The sequence below is a fragment of the Fictibacillus sp. 5RED26 genome, assembly GCF_015903895.1.
In the GTDB taxonomy this organism is placed as follows: domain Bacteria; phylum Bacillota; class Bacilli; order Bacillales; family Fictibacillaceae; genus Fictibacillus; species Fictibacillus phosphorivorans.
Genome location: NZ_JACZDU010000004.1, coordinates 164,943 through 185,642 on the forward strand (window position 1 = coordinate 164,943; position 20,700 = coordinate 185,642).

Here is a 20,700-nt window from a genome sequence, read left to right on the forward strand (position 1 = left end):
TCATTCATCTTTTCCGATGATCGCTAGTTTCTTAGTCTTTTCAGCGATGTCTTCAGGATTCACCCGAAGTCTTGCAACGCCTGTTTCCATAGCCGCAGTCGCTACAGCTGCCGCAACAGCAGGTGCAACACGCGGATCGAATGGTGCAGGAATTACATAATCTGCAGTCAATTCTACTGGGTTCACTAGATTTGCAATCGCATGTACGGCTGCAATCTTCATTTCTTCATTGATATGTGTTGCACGAACATCAAGCGCACCACGGAAAATACCAGGAAACGCTAAAACGTTATTTACTTGGTTAGGAAAATCAGAACGTCCTGTTCCAATGACCATAGCACCTGCTTCACGCGCTTCATGAGGCATGATCTCAGGGTTTGGGTTGGCCATAGCAAAGATGATCGGTTCTGGATTCATTGACTCAACCATTGATTTTGTTAATGCACCTTCTACTGAAACACCGACGAAAACATCTGAGCCGCTGATTACATCAGCAAGTGTTCCCTCTTGTTTTGTACGGTTCGTAAAGTTTGCAACTTCTTTTTTTACAGAGTTCATTCCGAACGGACGACCTTCATAGATCGCACCTTTCGTATCACACATGATAATATCTTTCACACCAAAACGATCTAGCAACTTAATAATAGCTATCCCAGCTGCTCCTGCTCCATTAACAACGACCTTAATCTTAGACATTTCACGTCCTGTTAATTTAAGCGCATTAACTAGACCAGCTAGTGTAACAATGGCAGTGCCATGCTGATCATCATGGAAAATTGGAATATTTGTTTCTTTCTTTAAACGCTCCTCGACTACAAAACAATTCGGCGCAGCGATATCTTCTAAGTTCACACCACCAAATGTAGGTTCAAGCAATTTTACCGTTTCAACAATCTTGTCCACATCTGTAGTATTCAAGCAGATTGGGAACGCATCAACACCAGCAAAACTCTTGAATAGTACTGCCTTTCCTTCCATTACAGGAAGTGCAGCTTCAGGTCCTATATTTCCTAGACCTAATACAGCTGTCCCATCTGAAACAACAGCTACAGTATTGCCTTTCATCGTATAGTCATAGACTTTCGTTTTGTCATCATAAATATCTTTACACGGCTCTGCCACACCAGGAGAATACGCTAAGCTCAAGTCTTTCGCGTTACGTACAGGTACCTTTGATTTCGATTCTAATTTCCCTTGATGTGTGCGGTGCATGTGTAGTGCTTCTTCTCTTAATGTAGACATTTTTTCATCTCCTAATGATTTTAAATTTAAGGTTGATGAGCCAATTAGGAGGTGGTCAGACCACTAATATTGACTCATCCATTATAACAAAAGTTAACAAGCTGTAAAGGTTTTTAATTTCTTCTAAATACGACATTACCCTCACCAATAACAGATTGCAATTCTAACAACAAATTTTCAGAAACATTTACTTTCTGAGAGATCTGGACCTTTTGTCTATTTTCTTCATAGATAAGAACAACAGATGTACTTCCTTTTGATTCATCGAAAATCGCCTTCACAGCATTAAGATGCTGAGGTGATTGATGGTCTTTATCTATCTTAAGAAATAGTGTTGGCTGCTCGTTTGACTTCAGATCTTGGAGCAGTCTGCATTTGTTCACAAGTATCTGTAATGTTTCGTTACGGTGTTCCACACTTCCTTCTATGAACAATTGTTGTCCTTTCTGCAGAAGAGAGTGATTGGCTTCATAAACTTTTGGAAAAGCCACGGCTTCTATCTCACCGCTCTCATCGCTAATCGTCAGGAATGCCATGAGCTCTCCCTTTTTTGTTTTAATCGCTCGTACCTTGTCCACTAATACACCAAGACGAACGGAAGATCTTTTTTCTTTTAATTCATTTATGTGGACGGCTTTCCAGCTGCTTAACGTCGTTCGATATCGTTGCAGCGGATGTGAGGAAAGGAAGAAACCTAGAGCTTCTTTTTCAAATTTAAGCTTCTCGCCTTCTTGAAAAGATTGAACGGAAACGTAAGAAGGTTTAGGTAAATTAATATCATCATCAAAAAGATACATCTGATTCTTTCGCGAGATTTCCTGAACCTCTTCTCCATATTCTATCGCAGTTTCTAATGAAGCCAGCAACACTGCTCTATCTTGTCCCAATTCATCCATTGCTCCAGCAAAAATTAATGATTCGAGTGTACGCTTATTCACAACTTTTTGAGGACAGCGTGAACAAACATCGAACAGATCTTGAAACGGTTCTTTTTCATTTTCTGCCATCAGCATCCTAATGGCATTGTATCCAACATTTTTAATAGCCAATAACCCGAATGAAATATGAGATCCGTTTGAAATGAAAATTTCGCTGCCTTTTTTTATAGATGGTGGGAGTACAGGTATGCCTCTTTGCTCAGATTCTTTAATATATTGATTTACTTTATCATGATTGCCGATAACACTTGAAAGCAGGGCAGCCATAAAGTGGGCAGGATAGTTTGCTTTTAAGAATGCAAGCTGATAGGCAATGACACTGTATGCAACAGCATGGCTCCTCGGGAACCCGTAATCAGCAAAGCGTACGATCAAGTCATATAGCGCATCTGCAGATTTTTCATCATAGCCTTGCTTTAAACAACCTTCAACAAAGTGTTGTCGCTCCCGAAGAAGAATATCCCGTTTCTTCTTACCTACTGCTCTTCTCAGTAAATCTGCTTCTCCTAGTGTGAAACCAGCCGCTTTTGTTGCAATCTGCATGATCTGTTCTTGATAGACAATTACTCCGTACGTGGATTTTAAAATCGGTTCAAGATCAGGATGCATGTAGTGTACGGTCTTCAGACGATGTTTACCCGCGATATAGTCAGGAATATTCTGCATCGGACCCGGCCGGTAGAGAGCATTTACTGCTACGATATCTTCAAACTCTGTCGGCTTAAGCTGCTGAAGAACTTTTCTCATCCCATCAGACTCAAGCTGAAACACACCTGTAGTATCTCCTTTCGCAAGAAGATCAAATGTTTTCACGTCGTCGAATGGAATATCATTTAGATCGATCTTCACATTTTCATTTTCTTCGATCGCCAATAAGATATTTTCAATAAGCGATAAATTCCGCAAACCCAAAAAGTCCATCTTCAAAAGACCTGCAGCTTCAAGCCACTCCATACTGTATTGTGTAAGAGGTATACCGTCATGCCCGGTTTGTAAGGGTACTTTTTGAACAAGTGGAGCTCCCGACAAGACTACACCTGCAGCATGAGTTGATGCGTGTCTCGGTAAACCTTCAAGTGTCATCGCGATCTCAACAAGCTTTCTCACATCCGGCTCTGTTTTGTACGCCTGTTGCAGGCCAGCTGACTCTTTCAATGCATTTTCCAACGTGATTCCAGGTCTTGATGGAATATTCTTTGCGGTAAGATCGATGAGCGCAGGAGCAAAATCCATCACTCTGCCCGCATCCCTTATAGCAGCTCTTGCTGCTAGGGTACCAAATGTAATAATCTGTGCGACATAATCTGTACCATACTTACGAGCTACGTAGCTTAGTACTTCGTCCCGACGGTTATCAGGAAAATCGATATCAATATCGGGCATCGTAACCCGCTCCGGATTTAAGAAACGCTCAAAGATCAACTGATGATGGATCGGGTCAACGTTCGTAATCTGAAGAACGTAAGCTACTAGTGATCCTGCTGCCGAACCCCTTCCTGGCCCTGTAATCATCTTTTCGTCGTGTGCAAATTTCATAAAATCCCAAACGATTAAGAAATAATCTTCAAAGTTCATATTCTTAATAATGTTAAGTTCATATAATAATCGTTCGTTTATTTCAGGTGTTACCGTTTCATAACGCTTCAAAAGTCCTTCATTACAAAGCTCAGTCAGATATTCATAGCTGTTCTTATTATTTGGTACAGGATATTTGGGCAAAGCAATGCTACCAAGCTCAAGCTCGAGTGAACATCTTTCAGCCAGTTTAACCGTTTCATCTAATGCATCCTCTGCATGAGAAAATACACGTTTCATCTCTAATGGGGATTTAAAATAAAAGTCATCTGTCTGCAGTTTAAATCGATCACGATTGCTTTTCTTTTCGCCTTGTTTGATGCAAAGCAGGATATCATGTGCGTTTGCATCCTCTCTTCTCATATAATACGTTTCATGCATGCAGACGAGTGGAATGAGAGACTTCCTTGAAAGGTTTTGAAGTTGGAGATTAATTGTTTTTTCTATACCTGTATCATGATCTTCTAGTCCAAGATAAAAACGATCTTTAAAGCACGTTTTATAAAAGTGAAGAAGCTTATCTAATCGTTGATCGTCAAGATTTTCACGAGTAAGAAATTGCTGAATCTCACCTTCCATACCTGAAGAAACAGCGATAAGGCCCGCTGCATGATTTGAAATTTCTTCATAAGAAAGAGAAGACACTTCACCGTCCAGCTTTGTCTGCATAAGCGTTGTGAGTTTTAATAAATTTTCATAGCCTTCTATGTTCATCGCATACAAAAGAAGTTTATTGCCTGAACTTATCTTCTCTTTTGTATCCTCTTGATTACTTCCAACCTCTGCTTCCAATCCAATGATAGGTTTGATGCCAGCTTTTACACATGTAGTATAAAACTTTAAGGCACCATGCATGTTTGATTTATCTGTTAAGGCTAAAGACGTATACCCAAGCTCTTTTGCATACTGAACAAGCTCTTCGATCCGACAAGAGCTTTCAAGAAGCGAGTATTCACTATGTATATGCAGTGGGACAAACCCCATACCATCACTTCCTTTACGCACCTGTTTGCATTCCATTATAGTACAGAAGTTCGTATGTGTTAATGAAACAGTTTTCAACAGCGAGCGGTTATTCATTTTCTATCAAATAAGCATACACTCCACCTATTATCCATACATTGAGTAAGAGGGGAGGTTGTCTCATGGTGCGTGAATTTTTTGCGAATATCATATTAGATTTTGCTATAGCTTTCGGCGTGTTGTTGGGTGGAGCGTTAATCGGCGGTCTTGCCGCTTTTCTTGTAGGAAAAGCACCTATATATGAAATGATGGAGCTTGCAAAAAGACTTAAAATATGGGCAATCGTCGCTGCTATCGGTGGAACGTTTGATACGATCACTAATTTTGAGCGAAGCTTTGAAAACGGCGCTACTATAGAGATTTTCAAACAATTAACCTATATTTTCGTTGCCATTGCTGGTGCTAATTCTGCCATGCAACTGATTCAATGGCTCAGCCAGGAGAACATTAACTGATGAGGATCCCACCGCTATATCAACGAAAAGGCTACCAGCGTTTTTTTGCTGGGATAGCGATCGGGTTTATTATCGGCTGGGCATTTTTTTTAATACAAGGCGGCTTAGCTCATGAAAGGCTGATTGTAAAAATTGAAAAGCAACGAGTAAAAATTAATGATTTGGAAAAGAAGAACAAGATCTTAACCTCGGATGATGAAAAAGCAAATAAAGAACTCGCCAAGAAGTTTAAACTTCATGAAGTGAATGCTAGGTTCTCAAACCAGGATTCTTCAAAGTTATCAAATTTAACAAGGCTGCACATAGCAAAAGCAGTTGAAGACGATCTAGAGCATCTAATAGGAGAAGATACAGAAACACTTGCTAAAAGCCATTCCTTACTTGTACAAGCTATTGAAAATAAAACATACCGTCTTGATGACGACGAGCAAACTTATGAGGTGAAAATCGATCACTTGTATTTATACACAGGTGTTCTTCGAATCTATATATCAGCTAAAATCAGTGAATGATTATGCATAAATAATGGTCGAAATATTACGTTTTTATGAATCTTTGGGCAAAGAAATGGCAATCCCTCCTTCAATTGTATAAAATATGTGTAAAGAATAATTCTAGAGTGATTATTGGGGGGAAACTACATGATTATCAATCGAAAAGAACTTGCCCGTGAAAAGGTAAAGGAATTACAGAATGGCTTTTCTGCTTTTGCAGAAACGAAAGAAGTAGCAGACCTAATCAAGAGAGAGCTTGCAAAATTAAACTTAAAAGTGCATGAAGATGTAACAGATGTTGGCTCTTGGTTTATCCCTGAAAAAGCTAACTAAATCTATTTCATGCTAAAGCATAAAAAGGCCCCCCCGATGAGGCCTTTTTTATTTGGATTTATATTCTTTACAGAGGTTTCGAAGTTCAGCGAGTACAGACATCGTTTCGTCTTCTGTATATACGGTTGCTCCTGATGCTCTCGGATGTCCACCACCATTGAATTTAGTTGCGATCTTATTAACTACAGGACCCTTGGACCTTAATCTTACTCTGATCTGATCTGATTCATCCACAAAAAACACCCACGCTAACAAGCCTTCAACATGTGAAAAAGAATTTACTAAAAGGGATGCTTCACCTGCTGACGTGCCGAACTTTTTCAATGTATCTTTTTTTAAGTGGATATACCCTACGCAATTATCAACAATTGAAAAGTTTTGAAGAACATAACCGTTCAACCTCACAAGTTTCTCAGAAATTTTATATAGATTTTCGTGAATTTCTGATGGCGAGAATCCTGTCTCTAATAACGCCGCTGTATAATGATGAGTCTTCTGAGTCGTATTTGAAAACAAAAAGCGACCAGTGTCCCCAATAATACCAGCATAGATAAGTCTTGCTGCATGTTCATCAAGCTTAAGTCCAGACGTTGCTCCGAAAAGATAAAGATCCATTATCATCTCAGATGTAGAACTTGCTTCAGTATCCACCCAGATTAAATCTCCATAAGGATCTTCGTTAGGATGATGATCAATTTTAATAATAAAATCTCCAAGTGAATAACGATGATCACTGATACGAGGTGAGTTTGCTGTATCGCAAATGATGACTAAAGCACCTTTGTAAACATCGTCTTCTATGACATCCATTGTATTTAAGAAGGTAAGACCCGCTTCCTCTTCCCCTACAACATACACTTCTTTTTGAGGATAGCTCGCCCTAAGGATCGCTGAAAGCCCACCTTGTGATCCAAGCGCATCTGGGTCTGGTCTGACATGTCGATGAATGATTATTTTTTCATACTGTTCGATTACTTGTAAGATTTGTTCTTTCATAGCAGACTCCTTTTAGATGTCGTTGTGGCAATTATGGTTTTAAACGTTTACAATATAGTGGAGTAAATACGTGGGGGAATTTTCAATGCCTATTTTTATTATCCTAATTATACTTTCTTTTGCTCTATATGTGTTCTATAAAGTTTCTGAAGTACGTGCAAAAGAACCATTCTTAAAGCGCTGGACAGGCACAAAAGCAAAAATGGCACTCGGTTCATTCTTAGCTTCCTTCGGTCTGAACGAACTAACAGCTGTTGAAGGACGTGTACAGCTTTGGGTGGCACTAGTCTTTTTAATTTACGGAATCGTTCTTTTAATCATGAATTATAAAATGTACAAGCATTTCCTTACGCTTGCACGTGAAGAAGCACAGAAAAATTAAATACGTATGGATAAAAAGTCCCTGCAGGAGGGACTTTTTTTATGAACGATGATCAAGAAGCTGTGCCATCATCATTGCTTTTCCAACAATCTTTCCATCATGATGGATTTCCACATCTACTTTTCCAAATTTTCGACTCACTTCAAGCACTCTTGGGATCAGTTCGATATCACTATCAATCTGTACAGGCTTAATATAGTAAAACGTTACGTTCTCCACAACGAGGTCGCCTTTTTTAATTTTTCTGAGTGCTTTCCGAGCGGTTTCAGTAACGATGGTCATCAATACACCATATGAAACAGTACCTAGGTGGTTGGTCATCTGCGGTGTAATTCTACAGAAGTACGTCACCTCGTTATCCACCTTTTGTTCTTTTAACTCTGTAGTTATCAAATCATCAAAGGTCGCGCCCACTTGAGGCTGCTTTTGCATCATTTGCATCGCTTTTAATACATCTTGCCTTGTTAAGATTCCGATCAGTTTATGAGAAGTTCCGATAACAGGGAGCAGTTCGATCCCTTCCCAGATCATCATATGAGCACATGCTGCAACAGATGTTTTTTCCGTAACGGTTAAAGGTGCACGAGTCATTACTTTTTCAACCTGCATGGAAACAGGAACACCTATAATGTCTTTAGAAGTGACTACACCTGTTACACGATTGCCTTGATCGACTACCGGATAACGACTATGCATCGTTTGTTGATTCAATTCGTGCCAACGCTGCACTTTATCATGTTGATAAAGATAATGCGTCTCATCGATCGGAATTAAAATATCAGAAGCTAAAACAATATCCTTCTTGATCAAACGGTCATGAATCGCTTTATTTATCATTGTCGCAACAGTAAAGGTATCATAGCTCGTAGAGATAACAGGAAGTTCAAGCTCGTCAGCGAGTCTTTTCACTTCTTCTTCTGTATCAAAGCCACCAGTAACTAAGATTGCACTCCCTGCTTTCAGTCCAAGTTCATGCGCGTTCACACGGTTACCGACGATCAACAAACTCCCCGCATCAACATAGCGCATCATCGCTTCAAGTTTCATAGCTCCGATTACAAATTTGTGCAGCGTTTTATGAAGACCAGCGCGCCCGCCTAGTACTTGTCCTTCAACAATATTTACTACTTCAGCAAACGTTAACTTTTCAATATTACTTTTTGCTTGTCTTTCGATACGTATCGTACCAACACGTTCGATCGTGCTTACAATCCCCTGGTTTTCAGCTTCTTTTATCGCTCGATAAGCTGTTCCTTCACTAACGGTCAGATCTTTTGCAATTTGCCGAACGGAGATTTTTGATCCGACATCAAGGTCCAAAATATGCTGTAGTATTTGTTCATGCTTGGTTAGCATTACATTCACCGTTCCTTCTACCTGTATCTATCTGTTTTATCACTTTGACTAATACAGATTATACAGGCATTAGAACAGAAACTCAACTTTCCATGTGTATCCTTTTTTTCATTTTTGAATCTGAAGCTATACTTTGCTTTTTAACAGCCCTTTTTGGAGCCGTATCCTTTTTAAACAATAAGCTGACCAAAAGCATACCGGCAAATCCTATCCAAGCTACTGAAAAAAGTTGTTGCAGAAGTGGGCCGTCAAACGATATAACAGGTATCGCTACATAGAAAAGCACCAACAACATTAATACTTTTGCCATTTTTTCTTGTCTCATAAAAAACACAACCTCCCTTACTATCATTGGTATGCATAGAAAGGGAGGTTAGAATCATTATACGCTTATACTTTCGCCGCTTTGGAGCACTTTTCCTTTGTTTCCAAGTTTAGATGTGAATGAGGTTTCTGGATCTTGTTCAATCACAGGAAACGTATTGAAATGGATTGGAACGGTCACCTTTGCACCGATCCACTCTGCGGCAATCAATGCATCCTCTGGGCCCATTGTGAAATTGTCACCAATAGGCAAGAAAGCAATATCTGGTTTTGCAAACTCTCCGATTAATTTCATATCTGAGAATAGAGCTGTATCTCCTGCATGATATAGCGTTTTTCCATCATGTGAGAATAAAATTCCCGCTGGCATTCCGGTATATACGACCGTGCCATCTTCTTGTGAATAGCTTGATCCATGAAAGGCTTGAGTGAACTTCACTTTTCCAAAATCAAATGTTCGGCTTCCTCCGATATGCATAGGATGTGCCTCTAAGCCGAGTGTTTGCATGTACTCAGCAAGTTCAAATGGCGCAACGACCAAGCTGTTATTTGCTTTTGCGATCTCAACTGTGTCTCCTACATGATCGTTATGACCGTGTGTTAAAAGAATCACATCAGCTTTTACGTCCTTAACATCGATCTTAGCTTGTCCATTTCCATTAATAAAAGGGTCAATCCAAATGGAGTGTTGATCTGTTTGAACTTCCAGTACGGAGTGTCCGTGAAAAGTCACTTTCATATTTACATGCTCCCTTCTCAAATAAACGCTGAAATACCTTACTTCCATTACATACCCTATTATAGAACAGAAAAAAAGTCCGATTCCAGAGAAAAGGAATATTGGACTTTTTCGTTTGTTATCTTTTAGTTAGATTTTAGAATAGATACGGCATCTTTATAATCTAGTTGATGCGCTTCAGCAACCGCCTTATACGTTACAAATCCATCTAACGTATTAATACCTTTTAGTAGAGCTTCATTATCTAAACACGCATTAACATAACCTTTGTTTGCGATTTGAAGAGCATACGGTACTGTAACGTTAGTCAGACCAATCGTCGAGGTTCTAGGAACAGCGCCTGGCATGTTAGCTACAGCATAGTGAAGAACACCATGCTTTTCATATGTTGGATTATCATGTGTAGTGATTCGATCAACCGTTTCAAAAATTCCACCTTGATCAATGGCAACATCTACGATTACAGCCCCTGGCTGCATGCCTTTAATCATCTCTTCGGTAACAAGTTTAGGTGCCCTTGCTCCAGGAATTAAGACAGCCCCAATAACTAATGCTGACTCTTGAACGGCGAGAGCTATATTTAACGGATTGGATATGAGCGTATTGATCTCAACACCAAAGATATCATCGAGCTGACGAAGACGTTCTGGGTTTAAATCGATGATTGTTACATCTGCTCCTAGACCCATAGCAATTTTAGCCGCATTCGTCCCGACTACTCCGCCTCCGATAACTGTTACTTTGCCGCGTCTTACACCAGGAATTCCACTAAGGAGGATACCTAGACCGCCCTTTGGCTTTTCTAAAAATTGTGCTCCTATTTGAGCAGCCATTCTTCCTGCTACTTCACTCATCGGTGTAAGCAAAGGTAGCGTTCCGTTTGGCAACTGAACCGTTTCGTACGCAATACCCACTACTTTATTATCTGTTAATGCTTTCGTTAGTTCCGGCTCTGGTGCAAGATGTAAATAGGTGAACAAAATTAAACCTTCACGGAAGAAGCAGTACTCCTCAGGAAGCGGCTCTTTTACTTTCATGACCATGTCCATCGACCAGGCTTGAGTTGGTGTTTCAACGATAACACCACCAGCACTTTCATATTCTTCATCTGTAAAACCTGATCCGATCCCTGCGCCTTTTTGAATAAAGACCTCATGACCTGATGCCACAAGGTTCAATACTCCTGCTGGTGTCATCGCTACACGATTTTCATTATTCTTTATCTCAGTCGGTATACCTATTTTCATATTTCAACCTCCTTTATATCACATGGAAATTTTTTCATTATTCTATAGTTAACATACCACCAAAAATTCAAAATAAAAAGTTGAATTTTATTTGAATATGAACATAGTTAAGACAGCATTAAGATGCCCTAAATGGAAAAAGAACATTCTAATTTTTAGTATCGAGAAAAATTCAAAAGCTGCTAATAATCAGAGCAATCTTTTTTTAGTACACAAAAAAAGGATAGCTCGACTATACGAACTATCCTTTCTTCAGTTATGAGAGACTTTCTTCTTCATCTAACTTTGTTCTTTGCTGGCCTTGATCTACTTTATCAACGATTCCGCTTTGATAAGCTTCTGTTATCTGCTGATGAACAGTCATTTCACCTTCAGCATCATATTCAAGCTGTTGATTGGGACGTTTTTCATTCTCCATCATTCTTTCCTCCTTCACTTGCAAGACTTTAACCATAGTTTTAGTCTTCTGAGGAAAGTTCATTTGAGCTAATTATTGGAAACGGCCATTCTTGATTGTGCTGCATCAATCTGCTGGCGAACGGCTTCGAAGCCTGTTCCACCTTCAGAATTTCGTCTTTCTACAGCAGTTTTTGGAGATAGTGCATCAAACAAATCATTTTCAACGAGCGGACACCATTCCTGATATTCATCTAAAGATACATCAAGAAGGTAGCAGCCTTTTTGAATACATTGAAGGACCATCTGCCCCACTAATTCATGTGCTTCTCGAAAAGGAATTCCTTTTTTCGCTAGGTAATCAGCAAGTTCTGTAGCATTAGAAAAGTCTTGATGAACGGCTTTATTCATCTTATCAACATGAATCTTTACTTCATTCATCATGCCCGTCATGATACTTAAGCATCCTTTTACTGTTTTTACCGTATCAAAAACAGGTTCTTTGTCTTCTTGCATATCTTTATTGTATGCAAGTGGCAATCCCTTCATTAAGGTAAGTAGGGAGATCAACGAACCATATACTCTCCCACTCTTCCCACGAATCAATTCAGCCATATCAGGGTTCTTTTTTTGTGGCATCATGGAGCTACCTGTAGTGAAGCTATCACTGATCTCGATGAACCCGAATTCTTCTGAAGACCAAAGGATCAGTTCTTCACAAAAACGAGACAGATGCATCATGATCATTGATGCGTTGCTGCAGCATTCAATCGCAAAATCTCGATCACTCACAGCATCCAAGCTATTGAGATATTTATCTCTGAATCCTAGTTCATTCATTGTAATGTTGCGGTCGATATCAAATGTTGTTCCCGCTAAAGCCCCAGCTCCAAGAGGCAAAATATCACTACGCTTTAAACTATCTTGCAGTCTTCCTTTATCTCGATCAAGCATCCAGAAATATGCTAAAAGATGATGTGCAAATGAGACGGGCTGAGCACGCTGAAGATGTGTATACCCAGGGATGATCGTCTCTACATGTTCTTCTGCAAGATTCAACAGAGATTTTTGCAATTCTTCTATATGATCCATGATCAATATGGTTTCTTCTTTAACATACAGATGGAAATCTGTTGCTACTTGATCATTTCGACTTCTTGCCGTATGAAGTTTGCCGCCATCAGACCCAATTTTGTCTGTTAATAATTTTTCAAGGTTCAAATGAATGTCTTCATATTTAACTGAATAAGTAAGCTCCCCTTCTTCCACTTCAGACTGAAGGGAAAGCAAACCATTCTTAATATTTTCATAAGCACTCTTATCAATTATCTTACATTGGAAAAGCATCTTAGCATGAGCCAGACTTCCTTTAATATCTTGACCGGCCAATTGCTGATCAAAAGAGATGGATGCTCCAAACTCATCTACCCATTCTTCAGGCTGTTTTGAGAAACGTCCTCCCCACAACTTCTTCACACTTTCACCTCATTTTTTTGAACCATGCTGCTTACTTTTGTAGGAAGTCCCCATAAAGAGATAAATCCTTTCGCAGCTGTATGATCAAAAGCATCGTCTGATGTATATGTTGCTAGTTTTTCGTCATAAAGGGAATAAGGTGATTTTCTTCCTTCGACGATCGCATGACCTTTAAAGAATTTAACTCGTACCGTACCTGTTACATGTTTTTGTGTTTCATCTAAAAAGGCTTTTAATGATGCATTTAGCGGTGAGAACCATAAACCTTCATATATCAGTTCAGTCATCTTCTTTTCAATGATCGGTTTAAAGTGAGCGACTTCTTTAACTAGTGTTAGATCTTCAAGCTCTTTATGTGCTTTGATTAGTGTTGTTGCCGCTGGGCATTCGTAAACTTCACGGGATTTTATTCCTACTAATCTATTTTCGACATGGTCGATTCGTCCAACACCATGAGCGCCTCCCCATTCGTTCAACTGATTTATCAGAACATCTAATGTAACATTCTGACCGTTCAGTGAAACAGGTACACCTTGTTCAAATCCAATTTCGACGACCTGCGGCTCATTTGGCGTATGTTCAAGAGCAACAGTCATCTCATAAGCTTCTTCTGGCGGAGCAGCCCACGGATCTTCTAAGATTCCACATTCATTGCTTCTTCCCCATAGATTCTGATCTATTGAGAACGGATTTTCCTTTTTGATCGGTACAGGAATATCATGATCTTTCGCATATTGAATCTCTTCTTCTCGCGACCAGCTCCACTCACGAACTGGTGCTAGAACCTCAAGATCAGGTGCTAGTGCAGCGACAGAAACTTCAAAGCGGACTTGGTCGTTTCCTTTCCCGGTACATCCATGAGCAACTGCTGTAGCTCCATATTTCTTAGCTGTTTCTACTAGCTTTTTCGCGATCAACGGTCTGCTTAATGCAGAGATGAGTGGATATTTCCCTTCATATAATGCATGTGATTGTAGAGCGACTAATGCATATTCATCAGCGTATTCCTTTTGAACATCAAGTACGATCGATTCTGATGCTCCGATTGATAACGCCTTTGATTGTATAAAAGGAAGGTCTTTTCCTTCCCCTACATCCAAGCATAATGCAATGACTTCGTATCCTTTATCCGCTAGCCACGGAATCGCAACAGATGTATCTAACCCTCCAGAATAAGCTAAAACTACCTTTTTCCCCATATGAAATCTCTCCTTTTGTTATAGACAAAAATGAATATTTATTTATTTTTATACATTTTTGTTTATAAAAATACCATTTATGATAGTTCATACTATAACAAAAACATCACAGGGATTGCAAGGTTATTCTTTAAAATGAATAAAAATAACATTTGATTTTTAACTACCATCAACACCCACCCTTTTGTACAATAGGATTAGAGGTGATTTCAGTTGCAGAATGACTTTGTTTGGGATGAAAGACTTGGAATCTTTGTTCCACATTTAAATAAAGCGTGGGAAAAGTACGATACATCCACTCAAGAAGCAATCATGTTGCATTGGGAAAGGATCAGAGGAAGAATTCCGGACCGAATCGGAGAGATCGAACGGAAAATTAACGAGCTGCAAGATCAATTATCGACTGAAGAACATTTTGAGGTCTCTTGCGAATTGAACAACAAAATCGCGAGCCTCGCTTCTGTCATAAACGATCTTTGGTTATGGTATCGATTGAATCAGAGTATAACATCCAAAATACACGATTAATTAAGGGGAATGCATATATGGTTCCCCTGACTTATTAGAAGTCTTCACATAAAAAAAAAGAGGATGCAAATGCATCCTCTTTTTTTTGGGCTGTTTTCGTATACAATGTCACTCTTTGAATGTAGTTGATGTCTACTCTTTAGCAAACAGCTTTATTTTTTTAGCTGTTGAACAACATGTGACAGCTCGGGGATGATCAATTTTTCCATGCCCAGTTTTACAGCACCTGACGAACCAGGGAGTGCAAATATCGCTGTCCTATCCTTAACTCCCGCTACTGCTCTGCTTAGCATCGCACCAGATCCAATATCTTCTGTATAACTTAACATGCGAAAGAGCTCACCAAAACCATTGATCTCTTTATCAAACAAATAGGATAACGATTCGATCGTTACATCTCTAGAAGCTATCCCTGTGCCTCCATTAAAAAGCACAACATCAATGTCTTCGTTCTGTATGCCGTATTCTGCAGCATCTCGTATGGACTTCATATCATCTTTTACAATTCTATATTCAGAAATCTTATGATGATTTTTCTCTAAAAAAGAATGTATCAATTTGCCGCTCTTATCTGTTTCTTCATTACGAGTATCACTGACGGTTACGATCATGCATCTAACAACTTCTGGAGCTAGAGCTTTATGTTCTTGAACACTCATGAATGCAACACCTGTTTCTTAATATTTTTCGTAAAGATATCTTTTTTGATAAAACTTGTGTGCAATTTCTGTAATCTTTCTCGACTGTTGATAGTTCATAATAGCACCCAATGCCATACCGAAGATCGGCAGACCTTGAGTGAGCTTCTTTCTGAGAAGGAGAATCGCCATCATCTTCACAGCTTGCTGTATCGGATGAGACATCCAGGACACATCTGCAATCACATCTTTTCCTGCATAAAAAATCGGATCTTCTTCCTCTCTGATCTCAACCATCAGTTCGTCCCACTTTTCCTGCTGAAAACGCTTTGGCATCGTGGCTGCATGATAGACTTTTAAGGAGCGCATCATTTCTGCAGGTCTTTGTATATCATATCCATAGTGCATCGCGATAGATTGCACAGAGCGAATTCCTAGAGCAACCATTGCAGGCAGATCTGTACCTAAGAAGAGAAGTCCTCCTGTGCCTGCGAGTCCTCCTTGAGAGAATGACAACAGTCTGTTTCTTGCGATCTGCTGGTCTGCCATATAAGACAACTGATCGATCGAACACTTTTTCAGATCTTCAATTTCAAAGATATCGTCTCTAAAGACTCTAGCTTCAGACAACAGCCTTTGCTTCGTATCCAGTTGGAATTGTGAATTCTGAATAAGAGCATGAATATGAAACAGTGCAGAATCAACATACTCTCCTATCGTCTCTTGCATCTCGTCTGGAAGAAGGTCCATCTGCCTGGTTGCCCATTTTTCGTAAGTACGACCAAAATCCGTTGGTTCATATGTAAAAAAAGCTTCTTCCCACGCATTAATGTCCTGCCAGATCTGTTCTTCACGCTCTGTTAGTGCCATACATATCCTCCTTTAAAACCTTTTAAATAGTGTAGTATAAATTACTCTTAAAGTAAAAAATCTGGAGTGATCAAACTCACAGAAAAGGATTTTTCCATTCCATCAATAAAGCATGGTTAGACGATTCTTCATCCTCTAAATAATCTGGAATAAGCATCAACGGATTTCTTCCACAGCGCATTAGAAACGAGATGACCGGATCATATAGCTCTCCACTGATCACTTTATCAGCATACTGTTGAGGAGAAAGAACATGGGAGTGCTGAGAAAATCCCGGCATCCTTCCGCCACCTAGCAATCGCTCCAATTTAAGGTGAATGACCGTTTCGTACAAAGCCTGCATAAGAAGCTTGCCTAAATTTAATTTCCGATAGGATGGCCGTATACAAATATCTACAACATAAAGAGTATTCCCATTTTGATCATGATTCGTAATATAGCCATTACTGGTTATCTCTTCCCACGTATGCTGCGGATGTTTTAAATCATATTCAACGAGCAAACTCGTTATGGATCCAGCAATAACTCCATCGATCTCTACACATAGTGCGCCGTTTGAAAAAAGTGAGGTATGATTATGTAATTGTTCTTCATTCCATAATAATTCTTTTGGAAACGGAGGAGGAAAGCTTTCTTTTTGAATGGCAAGGAGTTCAGCAAAATCTTTTTGTTCATAATTTCGAACGACAGCCTTTACATTTCGATTGTTCAAGTAAAGATATTGTTCCTTTATGTACATTTTCAGCCACCCTCTTTTACAAACTGATCGTTATTTATTTACTCATTAGATGGTTTACGCTAAACGACTCCATATTCCTCCTTACACTTGCATATCTAAGCATAAAAAAACAGCCTTTTCCGGGGGGAAAAGACTGTCTCTATCACTACATCGCATAGCGCATTGTATCACGCGCGATCATTACTTCTTCATTTGTAGGAATGACGATAACTTTTACTGGTGAGTGAGGATAGCTGATGAATGCCTCTTTACCACGAACTTGGTTAAGAGCAGGATCCCAATATACTCCCATGAACTCTAAGCCACGAAGTACGCGCTCACGTACAGCTGTACTGTTCTCACCGATACCAGCAGTAAAGATGATCGCGTCGATTCCAGCCATTCTCGCTGCATAAGATCCGATATATTTATGGATACGGCTAGCAAAAACTTCTAATGCAAGTTCAGCACGTTCGTTTCCTTTTTCTGCTTCACTTTCAATGTCGCGAAGGTCAGAGGAGAACCCAGAAACTCCAAGCATTCCACTCTTATTGTTCAATACATTAATTACTTCTTCAGCGCTTTGACCTGTTTTTTGCATGATATAAGGAATCAATGACGGATCAATGTTACCAGAACGAGTTCCCATTGTAACACCTGCTAAAGGTGTGAAGCCCATAGATGTATCAATCGATTTTCCACCTTCGATCGCTGCGATACTTGCACCGTTACCTAAGTGGCATGATAATAGACGAAGTTGTTCAACCGGACGTCCAAGGAGCTCCGCAGCTCTCTCTGAAACATACTTATGACTTGTTCCATGGAATCCGTATTTACGAATACCATATTCTTCATAATACTCGTAAGGAAGGCTGTATAAGAATGATTTTTCAGGCATGGACTGATGGAAAGCCGTATCAAAAACAGCAACTGCTGGTACGTTAGGCAACACGTTCTTGAAAGCTTTGATTCCAACAACATTCGCTGGGTTGTGTAATGGCGCAAGATAAGAGATCTCTTCAATCTCATGTAAAATCTCATCTGTGATCAGAACAGAGTCGTTAAACTTCTCTCCACCATGCACAACACGATGACCAATTCCTTCAATCTCATCTAGAGAAGAAATGATGTTATGTTTTACTAATTTATCTAAAAGCATAGATACTGCTTCTGAGTGATCTTGGATATCTTTAATTTCTTTTACTTTTTCACCGTTAACTTCGATCGTGAAAACCGAGTCATTTAATCCGATACGTTCTACAAGTCCTTTAGTCAGTACTTCTTCTTCAGGCATTTGAAGCAACTGAAATTTTAAGGACGAGCTTCCGGCGTTAATTGCAATAATTTTAGCCAAAATAGCCATCTCCTTCATATTCAATGAAATAGTAGGGTGTGAACTCACACTTCCATCTCACTTGAAACTATAATCCTTCCTTATTTAAACATTGACCCTTATTAATATCAAGGTTGTAAAACGCTTACACCTTATATTCATGCAATTCAGACTTGAATCCGTTTGCAATTCCATGAAAAAAACAGCATAGGATAGACCCACGCTGTTATTTTTCACGTTCCCACTCTGTTTTAAACCACTCATTAATCTGTTCCATAACATTTCCTAATCCACTCTTATTTGAGAAGGATGGAAGCTGAGCAAGCATCGCTTGTTTAGGCTTGATCGCACCTTCTCCATTCTTTTGAAGAATCAGGATACTTTTTGCATGTACGGAGGACTTGAATAATGATTCAGGTAGCTGAAGAAGACCAAGTACGGTTACTGTTTCCTTCATCCAACTTTTGAATAAGTCCGCTTGTTCACTTTCAAACAGGTTGTTCGGCACGATAAAAATCCCAATGCCAGTTTCTTTCAAATGATGAACCGCTTGCTCGATGATTAAGTGATGTGCATAAGTATGTCCTTCTTTTTCATAAACTTTAAAGGCTTTAGCGGCTTCGTCGTCTGGATAATATCCTACAGGCAAGTCGGCTACTACAACATCAACAGGATCAGCATAAAGCGGTTTGATCACATCTTGATGAAAAAGCTCTAACTTATGCTTTTGGATATTCGCATTGACCCAAGCTAATCGCAAAAGAGTTTCATCCACTTCTACTCCAAACGAAACACACTCTTTGTCTTTTAACTGGTTCATTACAGCTGTTAGCAAGTTCCCTGAACCAACTACAGGATCTAACAACGTAAGATTCTCGGATTGTTTCATGAATTTTTGAACAAGATATCCAGCGAATAATGCAACCGCATCTGGTGTCATCGCATGGTGTGGTTGTACAGCTTCTTTCATGCCTTTAAGTACAGCCAACTGGAAAGCCTTGCGCGTTTCTTCTTTACCGAATTCTGTAACGTTCACTTTTTTGTATTCATCTGTTAACACAGTTGTTAATTCTTTCGGGTATTCTTTTGGTATCTCCTGAAAGAACAGGTTTTCTCCTGATTCCACAAGAGCATCTAAATAAGGCAGTTCAAGTTTATCCTTAATTGCCGTCGCTGTATTGTCGAGAACAACAAACAGCTTTTCTACATCTTTAAAAGAACTCATATTTAGCTTCCTCCTAAGTTTTCACAGGAAACATTTTAGCAAACTACGTACAGGATATACAATCATTAACTTCTATTGCTTGTAAAATGAATGGATTCTGCTGGATTCTATCCCTTTTAAACAAAAAAATCTCCGGTATATTAAACGCTATACCGGAGATGTCTGATTGCTTATTTCGCTGCTTTAGCTGCTTCGATCGCTGCTTCGTAATTCGGATGGCTCGTTACTTCGTCTACGTATTCTACATACGTAACTTTATCAGAGCTATCAATAACAAATACGGAGCGTGCAAGAAGACGAAGTCCCTCGATCGCAACGCCGTATGCTTTACCGAATGAAAGATCACGGTGATCGGATAGCGTTTGAACATTTTCAATACCTGCTGCAGCACACCATCTTTTTTGTGCAAAAGGCAAGTCCACTGATACCGTTAATACTTTAACGTTATCAAGCTTGGATGCTTCTTCATTAAAACGACGCACTTCAGCATCACATACGCCTGTATCAACTGAAGGAACAGCAGCGATCAAACGTACACTTCCTTTAGAATCTGCAAGGCTCACTTCAGACATGTCGTTTGCCAACACTGTAAAATCTGGAGCTTGGTCCCCTACTTTTACTTCATTTCCTAGTAATGTAACTGGTTTTTCTTTAAATGTTACAGCCATGATTATATTCCTCCTTTAAGGTATAAATTATGTACTTTCCCTTTCATCTTAAAGCAATGCAGAAAAAAAAGCTAACGAGATGTTAGCTTTTTTAAAACTCATGTGTTTGTGTATTTGATGGACCATTATTATGTTTGTTCTTGTTCATCATATGCTGTAGCTTATCAATCACACCAGGTGCTAGATCTAAGATTCTCTCATACAGATGCGTACTATTATCTAAGTGGATCGTCTTGATTCCTGTATTGCTTACTACTAAGAATGCAATCGGAGTAATGGAAACTCCTCCTCCACTCCCTCCACCAAAAGGCATCTCCTTGGATTGACTAGATGAACCTTGCTGTGTAGAAGAATTACGGGATTCTTCCTGTCCACCGAACTCACTTCCACCTGCTGCAAATCCAAACCCTACTTTTGATACAGTAAGAATGACACTGCCGTCTGGTGTCTCTACAGGATCACCAATAATCGTATTTACATCGATCATTTCTTTTAAGTTTTCCATCGCGGTTTTCATTAAACCCTGGATCGGATGTTCACTCATT

General features: G+C 39.4%; 22 protein-coding genes. 5 read left to right on the plus strand and 17 right to left on the minus strand.

Features of this window, described 5'->3' with window-relative positions:
* Window positions 1-1,242, minus strand: a complete 1,242-nt coding sequence (locus IHV10_RS15685; RefSeq protein ID WP_066396784.1) for an NAD(P)-dependent malic enzyme — start codon at window positions 1,240-1,242, stop codon at window positions 1-3.
* A gap of 113 nt (window positions 1,243-1,355) precedes the next feature.
* Window positions 1,356-4,739 carry a DNA polymerase III subunit alpha gene (gene dnaE, locus IHV10_RS15690; protein WP_197131576.1) on the minus strand — a complete coding sequence of 1,128 codons (3,384 nt, stop codon included), beginning with the start codon at window positions 4,737-4,739 and terminating at the stop codon, window positions 1,356-1,358.
* 161 nt (window positions 4,740-4,900) lie between these two features.
* Between dnaE and IHV10_RS15695 the strand changes: the two genes are divergently transcribed.
* The 3 genes from IHV10_RS15695 (at window position 4,901) to IHV10_RS15705 (ending at window position 6,060) form a co-directional block, all read left to right on the plus strand.
* Window positions 4,901-5,233 carry a YtrH family sporulation protein gene (locus IHV10_RS15695; RefSeq protein WP_197131579.1) on the plus strand — a complete coding sequence of 111 codons (333 nt, stop codon included), beginning with the start codon at window positions 4,901-4,903 and terminating at the stop codon, window positions 5,231-5,233.
* Complete coding sequence (gene ytrI, locus IHV10_RS15700; RefSeq protein ID WP_197131582.1) at window positions 5,233-5,745, plus strand: sporulation membrane protein YtrI; 513 nt, start codon at window positions 5,233-5,235, stop codon at window positions 5,743-5,745. The genes IHV10_RS15695 and ytrI overlap by 1 nt, the downstream gene beginning before the upstream one ends.
* A gap of 129 nt (window positions 5,746-5,874) precedes the next feature.
* Entirely contained in the window at window positions 5,875-6,060 is a 186-nt protein-coding gene (locus tag IHV10_RS15705; protein WP_066396796.1) for a hypothetical protein, read from the plus strand.
* Window positions 6,061-6,108: 48 nt separating this feature from the next.
* Here IHV10_RS15705 and IHV10_RS15710 read toward each other — a convergent pair whose 3' ends face one another.
* Window positions 6,109-7,056: a DHH family phosphoesterase gene (locus IHV10_RS15710; RefSeq protein ID WP_197131585.1), complete on the minus strand. Its 948-nt coding sequence runs from the start codon at window positions 7,054-7,056 to the stop codon at window positions 6,109-6,111.
* Between the two features lie 85 nt (window positions 7,057-7,141).
* On the opposite strand from IHV10_RS15710, the gene IHV10_RS15715 reads away from it, so the two are divergent.
* A complete protein-coding gene (locus tag IHV10_RS15715) occupies window positions 7,142-7,438 on the plus strand; it encodes a YtpI family protein (protein ID WP_197131588.1) in 297 nt (98 codons plus the stop codon).
* A gap of 39 nt (window positions 7,439-7,477) precedes the next feature.
* On the opposite strand, the gene IHV10_RS15720 is transcribed toward IHV10_RS15715, so the two are convergent.
* The 7 genes from IHV10_RS15720 to IHV10_RS15750 all read right to left on the minus strand — a co-directional run bounded on the left by IHV10_RS15720 (window position 7,478) and on the right by IHV10_RS15750 (window position 14,175).
* Window positions 7,478-8,794, minus strand: coding sequence for a DRTGG domain-containing protein (locus IHV10_RS15720; protein WP_197132136.1), 1,317 nt, complete (start codon window positions 8,792-8,794; stop codon window positions 7,478-7,480).
* Between the two features lie 82 nt (window positions 8,795-8,876).
* A complete protein-coding gene (locus tag IHV10_RS15725) occupies window positions 8,877-9,119 on the minus strand; it encodes a hypothetical protein (RefSeq protein ID WP_197131591.1) in 243 nt (80 codons plus the stop codon).
* Window positions 9,120-9,176: 57 nt separating this feature from the next.
* Complete coding sequence (locus IHV10_RS15730; protein WP_197131594.1) at window positions 9,177-9,857, minus strand: metal-dependent hydrolase; 681 nt, start codon at window positions 9,855-9,857, stop codon at window positions 9,177-9,179.
* Window positions 9,858-9,982: 125 nt separating this feature from the next.
* On the minus strand, window positions 9,983-11,104 hold the full coding sequence (gene ald / locus IHV10_RS15735) for an alanine dehydrogenase (RefSeq protein WP_197131597.1): 1,122 nt from the start codon (window positions 11,102-11,104) through the stop codon (window positions 9,983-9,985).
* Between the two features lie 256 nt (window positions 11,105-11,360).
* Window positions 11,361-11,525 carry a hypothetical protein gene (locus IHV10_RS15740; protein WP_197131600.1) on the minus strand — a complete coding sequence of 55 codons (165 nt, stop codon included), beginning with the start codon at window positions 11,523-11,525 and terminating at the stop codon, window positions 11,361-11,363.
* Between the two features lie 65 nt (window positions 11,526-11,590).
* Window positions 11,591-12,976 carry an argininosuccinate lyase gene (gene argH, locus IHV10_RS15745; RefSeq protein ID WP_197131603.1) on the minus strand — a complete coding sequence of 462 codons (1,386 nt, stop codon included), beginning with the start codon at window positions 12,974-12,976 and terminating at the stop codon, window positions 11,591-11,593.
* Window positions 12,973-14,175 carry an argininosuccinate synthase gene (locus IHV10_RS15750; RefSeq protein WP_197131605.1) on the minus strand — a complete coding sequence of 401 codons (1,203 nt, stop codon included), beginning with the start codon at window positions 14,173-14,175 and terminating at the stop codon, window positions 12,973-12,975. Before IHV10_RS15750 ends, argH begins: the two co-directional genes overlap by 4 nt.
* 213 nt (window positions 14,176-14,388) lie before the next feature.
* On the opposite strand from IHV10_RS15750, the gene IHV10_RS15755 reads away from it, so the two are divergent.
* Window positions 14,389-14,703, plus strand: coding sequence for a hypothetical protein (locus IHV10_RS15755; protein WP_197131608.1), 315 nt, complete (start codon window positions 14,389-14,391; stop codon window positions 14,701-14,703).
* A 152-nt stretch (window positions 14,704-14,855) separates the two neighbouring features.
* Here IHV10_RS15755 and IHV10_RS15760 read toward each other — a convergent pair whose 3' ends face one another.
* The 7 genes from IHV10_RS15760 to ytfJ all read right to left on the minus strand — a co-directional run bounded on the left by IHV10_RS15760 (window position 14,856) and on the right by ytfJ (window position 20,699).
* Window positions 14,856-15,362: a MogA/MoaB family molybdenum cofactor biosynthesis protein gene (locus IHV10_RS15760; RefSeq protein ID WP_197131611.1), complete on the minus strand. Its 507-nt coding sequence runs from the start codon at window positions 15,360-15,362 to the stop codon at window positions 14,856-14,858.
* Between the two features lie 18 nt (window positions 15,363-15,380).
* A complete protein-coding gene (locus IHV10_RS15765; protein ID WP_197131613.1) occupies window positions 15,381-16,211 on the minus strand; it encodes an EcsC family protein in 831 nt (276 codons plus the stop codon).
* A 76-nt stretch (window positions 16,212-16,287) separates the two neighbouring features.
* Complete coding sequence (locus IHV10_RS15770) at window positions 16,288-16,950, minus strand: GNAT family N-acetyltransferase (RefSeq protein WP_197131615.1); 663 nt, start codon at window positions 16,948-16,950, stop codon at window positions 16,288-16,290.
* 145 nt (window positions 16,951-17,095) lie between these two features.
* Window positions 17,096-18,283: an acetate kinase gene (locus tag IHV10_RS15775; protein ID WP_137788653.1), complete on the minus strand. Its 1,188-nt coding sequence runs from the start codon at window positions 18,281-18,283 to the stop codon at window positions 17,096-17,098.
* Between the two features lie 205 nt (window positions 18,284-18,488).
* The gene (locus IHV10_RS15780) at window positions 18,489-19,487 is read right to left on the minus strand and encodes a class I SAM-dependent methyltransferase (RefSeq protein WP_197131617.1); all 999 of its coding nucleotides are present in this window, start codon (window positions 19,485-19,487) and stop codon (window positions 18,489-18,491) included.
* A gap of 170 nt (window positions 19,488-19,657) precedes the next feature.
* Window positions 19,658-20,158, minus strand: coding sequence for a thiol peroxidase (tpx, locus tag IHV10_RS15785; RefSeq protein ID WP_197132139.1), 501 nt, complete (start codon window positions 20,156-20,158; stop codon window positions 19,658-19,660).
* Between the two features lie 88 nt (window positions 20,159-20,246).
* Window positions 20,247-20,699 (minus strand): GerW family sporulation protein, encoded by a 453-nt coding sequence (gene ytfJ / locus IHV10_RS15790; protein ID WP_197131625.1) that lies wholly within the window; start codon window positions 20,697-20,699, stop codon window positions 20,247-20,249.
* Window position 20,700 lies beyond the last annotated feature (1 nt).

What these genes read in the sequence shown, in the direction of transcription:
- IHV10_RS15715 (WP_197131588.1), top strand. Translation starts at nt 7,142, where the DNA reads ATGCCTATTTTTATTATCCTAATTATACTTTCTTTTGCTCTATATGTG.
- ald (WP_197131597.1), bottom strand. Translation starts at nt 11,104, where the DNA reads ATGAAAATAGGTATACCGACTGAGATAAAGAATAATGAAAATCGTGTA.
- IHV10_RS15730 (WP_197131594.1), bottom strand. Translation starts at nt 9,857, where the DNA reads ATGAAAGTGACTTTTCACGGACACTCCGTACTGGAAGTTCAAACAGAT.
- IHV10_RS15750 (WP_197131605.1), bottom strand. Translation starts at nt 14,175, where the DNA reads ATGGGGAAAAAGGTAGTTTTAGCTTATTCTGGAGGGTTAGATACATCT.
- IHV10_RS15725 (WP_197131591.1), bottom strand. Translation starts at nt 9,119, where the DNA reads ATGAGACAAGAAAAAATGGCAAAAGTATTAATGTTGTTGGTGCTTTTC.
- IHV10_RS15740 (WP_197131600.1), bottom strand. Translation starts at nt 11,525, where the DNA reads ATGATGGAGAATGAAAAACGTCCCAATCAACAGCTTGAATATGATGCT.
- IHV10_RS15765 (WP_197131613.1), bottom strand. Translation starts at nt 16,211, where the DNA reads ATGGCACTAACAGAGCGTGAAGAACAGATCTGGCAGGACATTAATGCG.
- ytrI (WP_197131582.1), top strand. Translation starts at nt 5,233, where the DNA reads ATGAGGATCCCACCGCTATATCAACGAAAAGGCTACCAGCGTTTTTTT.
- IHV10_RS15705 (WP_066396796.1), top strand. Translation starts at nt 5,875, where the DNA reads ATGATTATCAATCGAAAAGAACTTGCCCGTGAAAAGGTAAAGGAATTA.
- IHV10_RS15710 (WP_197131585.1), bottom strand. Translation starts at nt 7,056, where the DNA reads ATGAAAGAACAAATCTTACAAGTAATCGAACAGTATGAAAAAATAATC.
- IHV10_RS15770 (WP_197131615.1), bottom strand. Translation starts at nt 16,950, where the DNA reads ATGTACATAAAGGAACAATATCTTTACTTGAACAATCGAAATGTAAAG.
- IHV10_RS15685 (WP_066396784.1), bottom strand. Translation starts at nt 1,242, where the DNA reads ATGTCTACATTAAGAGAAGAAGCACTACACATGCACCGCACACATCAA.
- IHV10_RS15760 (WP_197131611.1), bottom strand. Translation starts at nt 15,362, where the DNA reads ATGAGTGTTCAAGAACATAAAGCTCTAGCTCCAGAAGTTGTTAGATGC.
- dnaE (WP_197131576.1), bottom strand. Translation starts at nt 4,739, where the DNA reads ATGGGGTTTGTCCCACTGCATATACATAGTGAATACTCGCTTCTTGAA.
- IHV10_RS15695 (WP_197131579.1), top strand. Translation starts at nt 4,901, where the DNA reads ATGGTGCGTGAATTTTTTGCGAATATCATATTAGATTTTGCTATAGCT.
- IHV10_RS15780 (WP_197131617.1), bottom strand. Translation starts at nt 19,487, where the DNA reads ATGAGTTCTTTTAAAGATGTAGAAAAGCTGTTTGTTGTTCTCGACAAT.
- IHV10_RS15720 (WP_197132136.1), bottom strand. Translation starts at nt 8,794, where the DNA reads ATGCTAACCAAGCATGAACAAATACTACAGCATATTTTGGACCTTGAT.
- ytfJ (WP_197131625.1), bottom strand. Translation starts at nt 20,699, where the DNA reads ATGAGTGAACATCCGATCCAGGGTTTAATGAAAACCGCGATGGAAAAC.